Here is a 13557-nt window from a genome sequence, read left to right as displayed (position 1 = left end):
ACTGAACTTTAAATAATTGTAATTCATTAATTATAACAACAGTTACATCACATAACGCTAAAAAAACAATTATGAAAACAACAAAGAAATTAGGCATTTGGATGGATCATTCCATGGCCCATTTAATGGAATTTACTTCTAAGCATTTTGAAATAGAAACTATTGAATCAGAACTTAGCAATCAGGAAAGAATTGCAAGTTTAGCAAAATCCGAAAATTCAAATTTTAGTAAAGAGAGAAAACAACTTTTTGAGTACTATAAAAAAATTGGCGAAGCCATAAAAAATTACAAACGCGTAATTCTCTTTGGACCAACTGATGCAAAAATAGAACTCTTTGATCTTTTGAGTGAAGACACCCGTTTTTTAAAAATTAAATTCGAGATTAAAGACACTGATAAAATGGACGTAAATCAGCAACATAATTTTGTTAAAGAATACTTTTCAAGAGCATAATTCAACCTTTATACCATTATATATCAACTTAAAAACTTTTAAAAATGAAAACAAGAACTATAGGAATCGTTATGATTATTTTAGGAATAATTATGTTGTTGTATACTAGTTTTAATTATGTAACAACTGAAAAAGTAGTTGACATAGGTCCAATTCAAATTAACAAAGAAGTTAATCATCCCGTAAAATGGTCTCCAATTATAGGAATTATACTTGCTGTAGGCGGTGTTGTCTTGATAGTTGCAGGTACTAAAAAAGAAGCTTAATTCTGATGCTAAAATTTCAATTTATTGAATGTGTGAATAATGCAACTTTAAATAATAGTTATATAACACATTTTTTGGCATTGATAATGACCTTTGCAAAGCAGACAATCTTAAATAAATGTAGTACAGTATAATCTAGTTTAATCACTGTTAAAATAGAATAAGATGAATAAAGAGAAATCAATTGTGGTATTAAATAATCTTATTGAAATCAATAATGATAGAATTCAGGTTTATGAAACTGCAACAATAGTAACAGAAGAAAGTGATTTGAAAAATTTGTTTTCTGAATTCCAAAAAACAAGTGAAATTTTTAAATCAGAACTGGCAGAAGAAGTTCAAAAAATGGGCGGAATTCCTGTGGATGTGATTAAAAAAAATAACTTTTTTGTGAAGCTTTGGATGAATTTCAAGGCAAAACTTGTCGATAAAGACAGAGAAGATATTTTAAACACTCTTGAATATAAAGAATTTGTAGCTATAAAAAGTTATAAAGAAACCTTGATCGATAATTTTGATCATCTTACCGTTGAGCTTCTTATTATCCTTAAATCACAACAACTTTTATTAACTGCGCATCATGATAAGGTGAAAAAGTTAGGAGATTTAATGTTGTCTTAAAGCAAACCATTTCTTCTGATTCACTTTAAGTCAATACTTAATTTGCATTTATAAAAACACAATGACCAATGAATAGTATAATAACAGCCAGAAAAGAAAGCGTAATAACGTACTTGAAAGAAACTTTCAATGATGTAGGCAACATTACATTATTTGGAGCGCGTTTTTTCAAAGAAGTCATCAAACCTCCCTATGAAATCAAGGAGTTCATGAAACAATGTTACGTTATTGGGTATAAATCTTTGCCATTAGTAACCATCACAGGATTTATAATGGGCTTAGTGCTTACACTGCAATCAAGACCTACATTAGCTAAGTTTGGCGCAGAATCGTGGTTACCTAGTATGGTTGCTCTTTCTTTAATACGGGAAATAGCACCCGTAATTACTGCTTTGATTTGTGCTGGTAAAGTTTCGTCCGGTATTGGTGCTGAGTTAGGGTCCATGAAAGTGACGGAACAAATAGATGCGATGGAAGTTTCAGCAATAAATCCGTATAAATATTTAGTCGTTACAAGGATTTTAGCCACTACACTTATGATTCCGCTTTTAGTGATTTATGCAGATGGTATTGGGATTATCGGAGGATATGTGGGAATAAATATTCATAGTGATGTTAGTTTATACCGTTACATCTCACAAGTTTTAGAATCCATTACATTTTTAGATATTTTTCCGGCGACTATGAAAACTTTTTTCTTTGGTTTCTTTATTGGAATGATTGGCTGTTATAAAGGATTTAATGCGGCTAATGGAACTGAAAGTGTTGGGAAAGCGGCAAATTCTGCTGTAGTTACTGCTTCGCTAACAATATTTATTATTGATATGCTTGCCGTACAATTAACTGATTTATTTTTCTAAAATGATACAAGAAACAATAACAATAGCTCCTGCTCCAGTTCCTAAAACGAATAGTCCAGTTATAGAAATAAAAGAACTTTATAAATCCTTTGGCAAAAATGAGGTTTTAAAAGGAGTTACTTTCTCTGTAAATAAAGGTGAAAATTTAGTAGTCTTAGGAAAATCAGGTTCCGGGAAATCAATAACCATAAAATGTTTAGTTGGTTTAGTGGTTGCGGACGAAGGTGAAATAAATGTATTTGGTACCGATATCACAAAAATAGATACCGCTGAGCTTAATAAAATCAGAGTTCGAATAGGTTTTCTTTTTCAAAATGCAGCGCTGTATGATTCCATGAGTGTTCGAGAAAATCTAGGATTTACATTGAAACGACACGCCAAAGATTTATCTGCCGAAGAATTAGAAAATCAAATAAAAGACGTTTTGGAGAGCGTTGGCCTGGCTGAGGCAATTGATAAAATGCCTTCGGAATTATCAGGAGGAATGCGAAAAAGAATTGGTCTTGCAAGAACCCTTATTCTAAAACCCGAAATCATATTATATGATGAACCTACCACTGGATTAGACACAATAACATCCAGAGAAATCAGCGAATTATTATTAGAAATTCAAAAAAAGCATAAAACATCTTCGATTATTATTACTCATGATATGGCTTGTGCAAAACACACTGCTGATCGGCTAGTGATTCTAAAAGATGGTGTAATACATACCGAAGGAACTTACGAAGAATTAGAAAAAAGTGATGACGAATGGGTTCGTTCTTTTTTCATATAACCAATAAAAAAATATAAAATGAATAAAGAATCTGGATACCAATGGAAATTAGGAATGTTTGTAATTATAGGGTTAGTACTTTTTGTTACAACAATATATTTTGTTGGAAAACAGAAAAATTTATTTGGCTCTACATTTGAATTGAATTCGAAATTTAATTCGGTGAACGGACTTGAAGTAGGCAATAATGTTCGTTTTTCCGGTATCAATATCGGTACGGTGGAAGAAATTGAATTTCTTACGGATACATCTGTAGTAATTAAATTAATCATAAAAGAAGAAGTTCGTAAATACATCAAGAAAGATGCTATTGCGAGCATTAGTTCTGACGGTTTAATGGGCGATAAAGTGCTCACTATATCCTCCGGCAAAAACTCTAATGTAATTGTAGAAAACAACGATAATATAGCTTCAAAGCAAGCTATAGAAATGGATGATTTAATGGTCAGCGTAAAAAAGAGTGTAGATAATGCCGGCGTTATTACGGCTCAACTTGCCCAGTTCAGTTACAGCATGAATAACGGAAATGGCGCTTTATCTAAATTAGTCTCCGATGAGGAATTTGGAAACAGTATAAAAAACATGGTTTCTAATCTTGAAAACAGTTCAAATGAATTTAAAAAATTCACTATCAAAATGAATGACGGAAAAGGTGCGCTGTCAAAATTAGTGAGTGATGAGAAAATGGGTCGAATGATTGATTCTACCTTAACAAATGTAAAAACAGGAACCGAAGGACTCAATGAAGTTATAGAAGCTGCAAAACATAATTTTCTGTTGAGAGGCTATTTCAATAAAAAGAAAAAAGCAGAAGATAAAAAACTGGAAGAACTCGAAGATCAGGAAGAAATAGAAATGAAAAAGGAATTAAATATTGGGGCAAAATTTGATACTATAAAATAGTCTTTAAATAGCAATAGCTTAATATATTTCTCGAAAATACATCAAATTAAGAAAATACTTATTATTTAATCCTTACGAGTGAGAATTCTACAACTTTATAGTAAAGTTGTATAACATTTGATCTACAGATGCAAAGTATCTTTACAATACTACAAATATTTTGAACCCCTAAATTAAAATGAAAATGAAAAAAATGAAATTTATTCTGTCTTTCATCATGCTTGGATTATTAATTTATTCCTGCAACAATGATGATACTAATGCTAGTTATCCGTATGCCGTGAGACTGACTGATGCTCCTGGTCCTTATGAAGAAGTAAATGTAGACATACAAGGCGTGGAAGTTATAGGTGAAGATGGCAAAACTGTAGCACTTAATGTAGAAAAAGGTATTTATAACTTACTAGAATTTTCTAATGGTGTCGATACATTAATCGCAACAGATTCACTTGAAATTTCTTCAGTGAAACAAATAAGACTTATTTTAGGTGCTGCTAATACAGTAGTTCTTGATGGTGTAAGTTATCCTTTGAGCACGCCAAGCGCAGAACAAAGCGGATTGAAGCTTCAAGTTAACCATACACTTCAAGAAGGAATATTGTATACCGTTCTTTTGGATTTTGATGCCAATAAATCAGTGGTTAAATTAGGAAATGGCGGATACCAATTGAAACCGGTTATCAGAACAATAGAAAAAGCAATTAGCGGTTCTATAAAAGGTAAAATCACACCAATAGGAACAATGGCTGTAGTTGAAGCAACTTCATCAACAGCTGTAAGTTATACGAGTAATGTAAATGAAAACGGTGATTTCTTAGTAATGGGACTTCCTCCAGGAACGTATACCATTACTATCACTCCTGCTCTACCGTTATTGCCTGTAACAAAAACGGAAATAGTAGTTACAGCTGGTCTTACAACTGACATAGGATCTTTTATTATCTTATAAAAATAGTTGTACAAAATGCCCTTTTTTAATTAAAAATGGTATTTACAAACAACTCAATGCCTCTAAAATCATTAAAAACATCATACCAGTAAAGGATGTTTTTAATGATTTTTATTTTTTAAATTCAAATAAAAAGTGACTCTCAAAATAACCTTAAAATTGAAATCATCATGAAAACAGAAAAAGAACTTAATGACGCTATTCTTGAAATTACAATGAAAATACGGAATGACTATCCTGAATTATCAAAATATTTATCAGAGATGCCTGTAACTATTCCGGACATTACAAAGCCTGAAATAAATATTAAAACACTAACGGATTATTACAAATCATTGGAAGACATAGTGAAAAAATACGTTCCAAATCATATCCCCGATTGAAATTAATAAAATGGTTTGCTGACAGCAATATCAAAAAGCTAATTAATTATTCCATAAAAAATAATTTATTGTTTCCTTTTTTTATAAAATCAGTGAATAAAACAAACTATTCATAAAGTTATATAACTAATTAAGTCACTAAATACATCAACTTTGTAGAGTGAAAACTATTTCGCAGACAATACACACAAAGAAATGAATTCTATAGAACTTACAGGAAATTGGGAGGAACAAAAAGGAAAATTAAAACAAAGATTTGCTGCTTTGACCGAGAATGATTTACTCTTTACAGAAGGTAAAAAAGAAGAAATGTTAAAAAAACTCCAAATTAAATTGGGGAAAACCAAAGAAGAAATTCTTAAAATTATACAGTCTATCTAATATTTTTTTTTCAAAAAAACCTTATTTGCCCCTATTACTACATTGCCCACTTTAGAAACCGTTGCATAATTCAAACTAGCAACATTAAATGCTACTAGTTTGAATTATAAAATGGTTAAACGGAAGTTTTCTAATCCCATCAAAAAATTTAATAGTAAACTATACAAAATGAAAAAGACACTTTTTACCCTTGCAATAACAACTTTCATAGCTGGAACCTTTTTAACCGGTTGCCAAAATACTTCTAAAAAAGAAGAAACTGCTCAAGAAAATGTAGAAGACGCAAGAGAAAATCTTGATGATGCAAAAGAAGAATTGTCAGATGCAAGAAAAGTAGCAACAGAAGATGAATGGAATGCATTCAAAGCAAGTACTAATGCTACAATTGCTGAAAATGAAATGAGAATAGCGGAGATGAAAGCCAGTATGAAAAAAACCGGAAAATCAATCGAAGACGAATACGCTGAAAAAATTGAAATTTTAGAACAAAAAAATAATGATATAAAAGTTAAGATTGAAACCTATAAAAATGATACCAGCAGTGATTGGGAATCTTTCAAACAGGAATACAATCGCGATATGGATGAACTTGGCCAGGCAATGAAAAACCTCACAATAGACAACAAATAGTAAATTAAAAAGACGAGTTATACAACTCGTCTTTTTTTTGTCTAATTATTTTTTGATTAAAAAAAACAACCTGAAAATATTTGACAATAAATCGTTTAAGGTGTGAATAATGTAAACTTAACCAAAAGTATTGTAACAAAGTAAGAGCGTAAGATGCTGATATTTGTAGTATAATAATTCAATAAAACAAATAAAATGAAAAATTCAAAAAAGCTAATTTTTGCCTCATTTGTGATAACATTCATGACCTTAACAAATGCTAATGCACAAGACAATACTTCAAAATTTGGAGTAAAAGGAGGTGTAAATTTCTCTAATTTATATACTGAAGACGTTGATGACAACAATGTGTTAACAGGTTTTAATGTTGGTTTTTTTGCCAAATTGCCTATTTCGAATAATATCGCTTTGCAACCTGAAATTTCTTATACAGGAAAGGGAGCTGAACTCATTTACAACAATGCTTTAGTGAGTGGAACTGCTCAATTTAAATTAGATTATATTGAAGTACCTCTTTTATTGGTAGTTAATGTGACCAAGAATTTTAATATTCATGTAGGTCCTTATGCAGCTTATATGGTAAGTGCTAAAACGACTAATAAATCAGATAGTGGTAGTTATAATTTTGAAGATAATATTGACACGGATGATTTCAACAAGTTTGATGCAGGTCTTGCCGGTGGTGTCGGGATTGATTTAGAACCAGTTAGTTTTGGAGTACGTTACAATTATGGATTGACTAAAATTGGAAAAGAAGACTCATCAACTAGCTTTAGCTCTCCAGATGCTAAAAATAGCGTCCTGAGTTTCTACGCTGCTTTTACTTTTTAATTAGTTTTAAAAAAGCAAAACTAATTTTACCATAAAACACTGTAAAACAAAACAATACATATATTTTTTATATGTAACTTTACTAAATTTAATCAAAAAATAATCGTTAAAAATTAAAAATCATGAGCAATTTACTTTATACTATCGCAGTAATTTTAGTCCTTTTTTGGGCAATTGGTTTCTTTGCATACAGCGTAGGATCAATTATCCATATCCTTCTTGTTATCGCAGTTATTGCAGTTATATTAAGAATTATACAAGGCCGAAAAATCTAATACATCTACTTATTAATTGACCTACAAAAATAAATCGATTAGAAATATAAATCATTAAAAACTAGAAATCATGAGCAATCTTCTTTACACAATCGCAGTTATTTTAGTCATTTTTTGGGCTATTGGATTCTTTGCATTCAGCGTAGGATCAATTATACACGTACTTCTTGTTATTGCAGTTATTGCAATACTATTTAGACTTATACAAGGTAGGGGTATCTAAATCAAATAATAAAACAATAAAACAATAAAATAAATAATTATGAAAGCAGATAAAATAATATTAGGAGTTTTAGGAGGCGTAGCCGTTGGAGCATTATTAGGAGTATTGTTTGCACCTGAAAAAGGGGACAAAACAAGAAAAAAAATTATGGACAAGAGCAACGATTATGCTGATGAATTAAAAGATAAATTAGATACTTTATTAGGAACAATCAATAAAAAGTATGAGAAAATTTGGAGTGAAGGCGAAAATTTAATCGCTCAAGGAAAGTCAAAATTTGATGATGCAAAGCATGAAGGTGAAACATTACTTTCTGAAGGAAAATCAAAATTTTATGATGTAAAAAACGAAATTAAAAACACAAGTATCTAAAAAGACACTTCGGTTTTAAAATTTCACAAGTAATTACGCTTACAAATTATCCCATGGAAAACACAGCAACAACAATAGAAATGCTTTTTGAGAAAGCAGAGGATTATACTAGAACAACAGTAGAATTGGTGAAGTTAAATGCAGTAGATAAAACTGCTGATGTTATGTCCTCGCTTCTTTCTCGATTAACCGTTTCTATTGTTTTTGTAATGTTTGCATTTCTTGTAAACATTGGTCTTTCCTTATGGATAGGCGAATTATTAGGTAAAGTATATTATGGTTTTTTTATAGTATCCAGTGCTTATTTTCTGATTTCAATAGTGTTATACATTAATAAAGATCAATGGCTTAAAATGCCAATCAGTAATTTTATCATTGTCAAAATGCTTAAAAACAGTTAATATGAAAACCATTAACGAGACAGACACTCTTAAGGAAACGATACAATTGCTTAAAATAAAACAAGCTAACGAGTTTGTACATCTTAAAAACCAGTATTATCATACATACGAAAGTTTGAAACCTTTGAATATCATCAAAAATGCTTTTGGCCAAATGGCTACCTCATCTGATTTTAAAGGAAATATACTCAGTAATGTTATTGGTATATCAACCGGTTATTTAACTAAAAAAGTTTTGCTGGGATCGACCCATAATCCAATCAAAAGAATATTAGGTACATTACTACAATTTGTAATTACTAATGTTGTTACAAAACATTCAGATACTTCAAAATCATAACTCTTACATTTTAGTTTTGAATTGATTTATTCGAATGCTATAATCATCGATAATTCGATAAATTTTCTATAAACACTTATTTGTTCTTTATTAAATAAGTTCAAAATAATAGTTCTAACCTGGGAATTTATTTTATTAAAGATTATATTTTTTGAAAATTAATTTGAAAAGGGCATGAAAAAAAGATTCAGAAAAGAAGCGCTAATATTAGTAAATAAAGAACTTGCTTTTCAAAACTTAGAAAAGGAAAAACGTGCTGCTGAATTGATAATTGCCAATAAAGAGCTTGTGTTTCAAAATCAAGAAAAGGAAAAACGTGCTGCTGAATTGATAATTGCCAATAAAGAGCTTGTGTTTCAAAATCAAGAAAAAGAAAATCGTGCTGCTGAATTAATAATTGCCAATAAAGAACTTGCGTTTCAAAATCAAGAAAAAGAAAAACGAGCTGCTGAATTGATTATTGCCAATAAAGAACTTCTTTTTCAGAATAAAGAAAAAGAAAACCGAGCTGCTGAATTGATTATTGCCAATGAAGAACTTGCTTTTCAAAATCAAGAAAAAGAAAACCGAGCTGCTGAATTGATTGCTGCTAATCTAGAGCTTAAAAAAGCCGAAGAATACCAAATAGAATACATCAAAGGACTAGAGGAAATGATGTTTATGACTTCCCACAAAGTGAGACAGCCCATTGCTAATATTTTAGGTTTGTCCTACTTGCTCCATCATCAATCCATAAATTCACCAGATGATCTAAAGGAATCTTTAGATTACATCAAACAATCTGCTTTGAGTCTTGATACTTTTACCAAAGAACTTACTCAATTCATTTTTAATTTGGGAGAAAAAGGAAAATTGTATTTAAATAAAACCGCTTCCTAAATTATAATCAAACAAGACATGATTCCCTAAAAGGGTAACAATTTATAATAATAGGGTTTAACTTTTTCATTAAAGTTAAACCCTATTTTATGTTTCTGTACTATTTAATGGGTGTCTTTGACTTAAAAAACGATTTAAATCATAATACATTTTAGATTAAATTTTTTAGGAATCCTTAAGTTTCTGAAAAAAAATACTAAATAGAACGATACATTTTAAACAACAACTAACTGATTAACAACATAAAAATTAGAAAACCTTTTTCAAATAAGTGAATTTCACAACTTCCTTTTTTAATTGTGTAACACAAACAGCCAATAACAAAACAATCTTTGCTGTACAAAATACTTAATCCCCTAAATCAATAATAATGAAAACTAAAAATTTACTATTAATGTTTGCAATATTGTTTATTGCATCAATTTCCAGCTGTGCAACAGATGATTTTCAAGAAACCATAGGTGTTTGTCCAGTTGTACAAGCTACAAGTCCTATAAATGGAGCGACAGGAGTTTCATTCAATCCTATAATTACAGTTACCTTCAATGAGGAGATGGATGCCGCAACTATCAATCAATCCTCTTTTACTATTACAGGAACTGGACAAGTAGCAGGTAGCATAACATATAGTGGTACCACTGCGTCATTTACACCTACGATTGCTTTATCTCCTAACACTACTTACACAGGTAGAGTTTCAACTGCCAGTAAAGATGTGATGGGTAATGCTTTACAAGAAGATTATGTATGGACATTTAAAACTGGAATTGCACCTACAGTAACGACAACAGATCCTATAAACAATGCCATAGGAGTTAATCTAAATAAAATTATCACTGCTGATTTTAGTATAGCAATGGATCCCTTAACTCTTAATGCAACTACTTTTATAGTAAGACAAGGTACTGTGGTTATTCCGGGTATCGTTGCCTACTCTGGTACAACTGCCTCTTTTACTCCAAGTATTCCGCTTACTCCAGGAACTATCTACACAGCTACTATCACAACTGGCGCAAGAAATACCGCTGGTATTGCATTAGCAAATAACTATGTATGGAATTTTACTACAGTGAGTCCTGCAGTTATTACAACTGTTCCAACTGCTGCAACTGGTTTATTTTTTGGAGTTTTTGGAGGAAATGCCGGAATAACAAATCAAGGTTTGAATACAGTAATTAATGGAAATATCGGAACAACTGCTGCTTCTACATTAGTAACTGGATTTCATGATGGAACTACTGGGGACGTTTACACAGAAACACCTTTAAATAAAGGGCTAGTAAATGGTAGAATACATACTGCACCACCAACTCCTGGTTCAGCAACTTCTGAAGCAATAGCAACTCAGGGATTAGCTGATGCAAATGCAGCATATATTAGTATTTCCCCAGCACAAAAACCGGGAGGAACAGATCCAGGCGCGGGTGAATTAGGAAATTTAGTGTTACCTCCTGGAATTTATAAATCAGCAGGTGCAACTTTTAAAATTTCATTAGGAGATCTAACTTTAGATGCCAAAGGTGATCCTAACGCCGTTTGGATTTTTCAAACAGCAGCTGGTTTAACAGTAGGAATTGCTGGACCAACAGGTGCTAAAAATGTTAATTTAGTTAATGGAGCTCAAGCTAAAAATGTATTTTGGTATGTAGGTAGTTCGGCTGTAATTAATGGAGCTGGTGGCGGTGTTATGACTGGAACTATAATTGCTTCAGCAGGTGTTACATTCTCAACACCAGGAAATGCTGTTCAAACTGTATTAAATGGTAGAGCAATCTCACTAGTAGCATCAGTTACTATGGTTAATACCACTATCAATGTACCTGCTAATTAAGAATTAGATACAATTGGTTTCAACTAAACAATTTCAACTCGTTAAGACGGGATATTTAAAATGAATCAAACAAAACAAATAACATGGACAATATAAATAATTTCAAAAAAAGACTATGCCAAGCTTGGTCACCTAATAATTTACCGTTAAAAAGTCTTTTAGTAGTCTCATTGACATGGTTAAGTGCCCAAACGACTGTTCAGGCACAAGAAGTTCAAGCAGTTAGATATGCTAAACCTTCGTGGTACTTCGGTGTTGCTGGTGGAGCCAATTTTAATTTTTACGAAGGTTCTACTAATCAGTTGAATGCTGGTTTTACGCCTCCGGCTACTTTTCATGAAGGAAATGGAACTAGTCTTTTTATTGCGCCACTTTTAGAATATCGTCCAGCTGATTCAAGATGGGGTGTAATGTTACAAGCAGGATACGATAGCCGTAAAGGTTCCTTTGACCAAGTAAAAACAGCATGCGACTGTCCTGCTGATTTATCTACTGACTTAAGTTACATCACCGTGGAACCAAGCGTACGTTTTGCTCCTTTTAAATCTAATTTTTATCTTTATGGAGGTCCACGATTGGCTTTCAATATGGACAAATCATTTACCTATCAATTAGGCATTAATCCAGCTTTCCCTGATCAAGCTCCAACTCCTGCAGTAACAGGTGAATTTAGCGAGATAGAGAAAACTATTCTGTCAATGCAAGTTGGTGCAGGATATGATATTCCACTTTCTTCAGATAGTAATAAAACACAATTTGTATTGTCTCCTTTTGTTTCTTTCCAACCTTATTTTGGTCAAAATCCTCGTGCTACAGAGACTTGGAACATAACTACCATCAGAGCTGGAGTTGCCCTTAAATTGGGACAAGGAAAAAACATTCAAGAAGCAACGGATTTGGCTAAAGACCGTGAAGTGCAGTTCTCAGTAAATTCTCCAAGCAACGTTCCCGGAGAAAGAAAAATGACTGAAATTTTCCCGCTTAGAAACTATGTTTTCTTTAATGAAGGATCAACTGAGATTCCAAATCGTTATGTCTTATTGACAAAAAATCAAGTAAAAGACTTTAAAGAAGATCAATTAGAAACATTTGCTCCAAAAAATTTATCAGATCGTTCTAAACGTCAAATGACTGTTTATTATAATGTACTGAACATCCTTGGAGATCGAATGCAAAAAAATCCTTCATCGACAATTACTTTGGTGGGTTCCTCTAACAATGGCAATACAGATGGTCTTACTATGGCGGAATCTGTTAAAACCTATTTGGTAAATATATTTGTAATAAATCCAACTAGAATTACCACTAAAGGTCAAAATAAACCAAATATCCCATCAGAGCAACCAGGAGCAACATTAGAATTGGTTTTGTTACGTGAAGGAGATCGCAGAGTTTCTATCGAAAGTAATTCTGCTGATTTATTGATGGAATTTCAAATTGGTCCTGATGCGCCATTAAAACCAGTTCAAATTACAGCTTCACAAGAAGCACCTTTGGAAAGTTATGTTACTTTCAATAATAAAGGAGCTGGAGAAGCATTATCATCTTGGTCATTACAAATAACTGACGAGAAAGGAAAAGTACAGTCTTTTGGACCTTATACTCAAGATGAGATTAGCATTCCTGGAAAAACAATTTTAGGTAGCCGTCCAGAAGGAGATTACAAAGTAAAAATGATTGGCCAGACTAAAAGTGGTAAAATTATAGAAAAGGAAACTCCGGTTCATATGGTACTTTGGACTCCTGCAAAAATGGAAGAAGGTATGAGATATAGTATTATCTATGAATTCAATAACTCTAAAGCAATTTCATTGTATGAAAAATATCTTACTGAGGTAGTTACTCCTAAAATTCCTGTAGGAGCAACTGTAATTATCAAAGGTCATACTGATATTATTGGTGAAGAAGTATACAATCAGGACTTGTCATTAGCTCGTGCAAATGATGTAAAAAATATCCTTCAGAGCAGTTTAGCTAAAGCGGGTAGAAACGATGTTAAATTCGATGTATCAGGTTATGGTGAAAATGAAAATAATTCTCCATTTGACAACAAAACTCCCGAAGAACGTTTTTACAATCGTACCGTAATAATTGATATTATTCCTGCCGTTAAATAAGTCGAGATAACAGAATACCATTTAATAAATTATAAAAGAGGATAGAAACTTAAAAGTCTATC

The 13557-nt window shown here is 31.8% G+C and carries 19 protein-coding genes; all 19 read left to right on the top strand.

Features of this window, described 5'->3' with window-relative positions:
- The first annotated feature begins 71 nt into the window (after positions 1 to 71).
- Positions 72 to 455, top strand: a complete 384-nt coding sequence (locus tag QLS65_RS15450; protein WP_282718597.1) for a hypothetical protein — start codon at positions 72 to 74, stop codon at positions 453 to 455.
- 44 nt (positions 456 to 499) lie between these two features.
- Positions 500 to 721: a YidH family protein gene (locus tag QLS65_RS15445; RefSeq protein WP_121342215.1), complete on the top strand. Its 222-nt coding sequence runs from the start codon at positions 500 to 502 to the stop codon at positions 719 to 721.
- Positions 722 to 886: 165 nt separating this feature from the next.
- On the top strand, positions 887 to 1342 hold the full coding sequence (locus tag QLS65_RS15440) for a PA2169 family four-helix-bundle protein (protein WP_282718596.1): 456 nt from the start codon (positions 887 to 889) through the stop codon (positions 1340 to 1342).
- Between the two features lie 68 nt (positions 1343 to 1410).
- Positions 1411 to 2202 (top strand): MlaE family ABC transporter permease, encoded by a 792-nt coding sequence (locus QLS65_RS15435; RefSeq protein ID WP_282718595.1) that lies wholly within the window; start codon positions 1411 to 1413, stop codon positions 2200 to 2202.
- Position 2203: 1 nt separating this feature from the next.
- A complete protein-coding gene (locus tag QLS65_RS15430; RefSeq protein WP_282718594.1) occupies positions 2204 to 2980 on the top strand; it encodes an ABC transporter ATP-binding protein in 777 nt (258 codons plus the stop codon).
- Positions 2981 to 2998: 18 nt separating this feature from the next.
- Entirely contained in the window at positions 2999 to 3883 is an 885-nt protein-coding gene (locus tag QLS65_RS15425; RefSeq protein ID WP_099715311.1) for an MlaD family protein, read from the top strand.
- Between the two features lie 184 nt (positions 3884 to 4067).
- Positions 4068 to 4832, top strand: coding sequence for a DUF4382 domain-containing protein (locus QLS65_RS15420; protein ID WP_282713419.1), 765 nt, complete (start codon positions 4068 to 4070; stop codon positions 4830 to 4832).
- A gap of 170 nt (positions 4833 to 5002) precedes the next feature.
- A complete protein-coding gene (locus QLS65_RS15415) occupies positions 5003 to 5215 on the top strand; it encodes a hypothetical protein (RefSeq protein WP_282718593.1) in 213 nt (70 codons plus the stop codon).
- Between the two features lie 195 nt (positions 5216 to 5410).
- Positions 5411 to 5596, top strand: a complete 186-nt coding sequence (locus QLS65_RS15410; RefSeq protein ID WP_282713422.1) for a CsbD family protein — start codon at positions 5411 to 5413, stop codon at positions 5594 to 5596.
- Positions 5597 to 5764: 168 nt separating this feature from the next.
- Positions 5765 to 6226 carry a sll1863 family stress response protein gene (locus tag QLS65_RS15405; protein ID WP_282713423.1) on the top strand — a complete coding sequence of 154 codons (462 nt, stop codon included), beginning with the start codon at positions 5765 to 5767 and terminating at the stop codon, positions 6224 to 6226.
- 195 nt (positions 6227 to 6421) lie between these two features.
- The gene (locus QLS65_RS15400; protein WP_282718592.1) at positions 6422 to 7057 is read left to right on the top strand and encodes a porin family protein; all 636 of its coding nucleotides are present in this window, start codon (positions 6422 to 6424) and stop codon (positions 7055 to 7057) included.
- A gap of 122 nt (positions 7058 to 7179) precedes the next feature.
- Entirely contained in the window at positions 7180 to 7332 is a 153-nt protein-coding gene (locus tag QLS65_RS15395) for a lmo0937 family membrane protein (RefSeq protein ID WP_121342222.1), read from the top strand.
- Between the two features lie 70 nt (positions 7333 to 7402).
- A complete protein-coding gene (locus QLS65_RS15390; protein WP_121342223.1) occupies positions 7403 to 7555 on the top strand; it encodes a lmo0937 family membrane protein in 153 nt (50 codons plus the stop codon).
- Positions 7556 to 7594: 39 nt separating this feature from the next.
- Complete coding sequence (locus tag QLS65_RS15385) at positions 7595 to 7927, top strand: YtxH domain-containing protein (protein ID WP_282713426.1); 333 nt, start codon at positions 7595 to 7597, stop codon at positions 7925 to 7927.
- Positions 7928 to 7980: 53 nt separating this feature from the next.
- Positions 7981 to 8328, top strand: a complete 348-nt coding sequence (locus QLS65_RS15380; protein WP_282713427.1) for a hypothetical protein — start codon at positions 7981 to 7983, stop codon at positions 8326 to 8328.
- A 1-nt stretch (position 8329) separates the two neighbouring features.
- Positions 8330 to 8668, top strand: a complete 339-nt coding sequence (locus tag QLS65_RS15375; RefSeq protein WP_282718591.1) for a hypothetical protein — start codon at positions 8330 to 8332, stop codon at positions 8666 to 8668.
- 174 nt (positions 8669 to 8842) lie between these two features.
- Complete coding sequence (locus tag QLS65_RS15370; RefSeq protein WP_282718590.1) at positions 8843 to 9547, top strand: histidine kinase; 705 nt, start codon at positions 8843 to 8845, stop codon at positions 9545 to 9547.
- Between the two features lie 370 nt (positions 9548 to 9917).
- Positions 9918 to 11378: an ice-binding family protein gene (locus QLS65_RS15365; protein WP_282718589.1), complete on the top strand. Its 1461-nt coding sequence runs from the start codon at positions 9918 to 9920 to the stop codon at positions 11376 to 11378.
- Positions 11379 to 11461: 83 nt separating this feature from the next.
- Positions 11462 to 13495 carry an OmpA family protein gene (locus tag QLS65_RS15360; protein ID WP_282718588.1) on the top strand — a complete coding sequence of 678 codons (2034 nt, stop codon included), beginning with the start codon at positions 11462 to 11464 and terminating at the stop codon, positions 13493 to 13495.
- The last annotated feature ends 62 nt before the right edge of the window (positions 13496 to 13557 follow it).

The organism is Flavobacterium algoritolerans (assembly GCF_030010385.1).
In the GTDB taxonomy this organism is placed as follows: Bacteria; Bacteroidota; Bacteroidia; order Flavobacteriales; family Flavobacteriaceae; genus Flavobacterium; species Flavobacterium algoritolerans.
Note: the sequence above shows the minus strand (reverse complement) of the source record. Positions and strands in the feature narration are given on the sequence as shown.

Excerpts from the sequence above, each read along its gene's own strand:
- QLS65_RS15450 (WP_282718597.1), top strand. The coding sequence starts at position 72 with ATGAAAACAACAAAGAAATTAGGCATTTGGATGGATCATTCCATGGCC.
- QLS65_RS15445 (WP_121342215.1), top strand. The coding sequence starts at position 500 with ATGAAAACAAGAACTATAGGAATCGTTATGATTATTTTAGGAATAATT.
- QLS65_RS15440 (WP_282718596.1), top strand. The coding sequence starts at position 887 with ATGAATAAAGAGAAATCAATTGTGGTATTAAATAATCTTATTGAAATC.
- QLS65_RS15435 (WP_282718595.1), top strand. The coding sequence starts at position 1,411 with ATGAATAGTATAATAACAGCCAGAAAAGAAAGCGTAATAACGTACTTG.
- QLS65_RS15430 (WP_282718594.1), top strand. The coding sequence starts at position 2,204 with ATGATACAAGAAACAATAACAATAGCTCCTGCTCCAGTTCCTAAAACG.
- QLS65_RS15425 (WP_099715311.1), top strand. The coding sequence starts at position 2,999 with ATGAATAAAGAATCTGGATACCAATGGAAATTAGGAATGTTTGTAATT.
- QLS65_RS15420 (WP_282713419.1), top strand. The coding sequence starts at position 4,068 with ATGAAAAAAATGAAATTTATTCTGTCTTTCATCATGCTTGGATTATTA.
- QLS65_RS15415 (WP_282718593.1), top strand. The coding sequence starts at position 5,003 with ATGAAAACAGAAAAAGAACTTAATGACGCTATTCTTGAAATTACAATG.
- QLS65_RS15410 (WP_282713422.1), top strand. The coding sequence starts at position 5,411 with ATGAATTCTATAGAACTTACAGGAAATTGGGAGGAACAAAAAGGAAAA.
- QLS65_RS15405 (WP_282713423.1), top strand. The coding sequence starts at position 5,765 with ATGAAAAAGACACTTTTTACCCTTGCAATAACAACTTTCATAGCTGGA.
- QLS65_RS15400 (WP_282718592.1), top strand. The coding sequence starts at position 6,422 with ATGAAAAATTCAAAAAAGCTAATTTTTGCCTCATTTGTGATAACATTC.
- QLS65_RS15395 (WP_121342222.1), top strand. The coding sequence starts at position 7,180 with ATGAGCAATTTACTTTATACTATCGCAGTAATTTTAGTCCTTTTTTGG.
- QLS65_RS15390 (WP_121342223.1), top strand. The coding sequence starts at position 7,403 with ATGAGCAATCTTCTTTACACAATCGCAGTTATTTTAGTCATTTTTTGG.
- QLS65_RS15385 (WP_282713426.1), top strand. The coding sequence starts at position 7,595 with ATGAAAGCAGATAAAATAATATTAGGAGTTTTAGGAGGCGTAGCCGTT.
- QLS65_RS15380 (WP_282713427.1), top strand. The coding sequence starts at position 7,981 with ATGGAAAACACAGCAACAACAATAGAAATGCTTTTTGAGAAAGCAGAG.
- QLS65_RS15375 (WP_282718591.1), top strand. The coding sequence starts at position 8,330 with ATGAAAACCATTAACGAGACAGACACTCTTAAGGAAACGATACAATTG.
- QLS65_RS15370 (WP_282718590.1), top strand. The coding sequence starts at position 8,843 with ATGAAAAAAAGATTCAGAAAAGAAGCGCTAATATTAGTAAATAAAGAA.
- QLS65_RS15365 (WP_282718589.1), top strand. The coding sequence starts at position 9,918 with ATGAAAACTAAAAATTTACTATTAATGTTTGCAATATTGTTTATTGCA.
- QLS65_RS15360 (WP_282718588.1), top strand. The coding sequence starts at position 11,462 with ATGGACAATATAAATAATTTCAAAAAAAGACTATGCCAAGCTTGGTCA.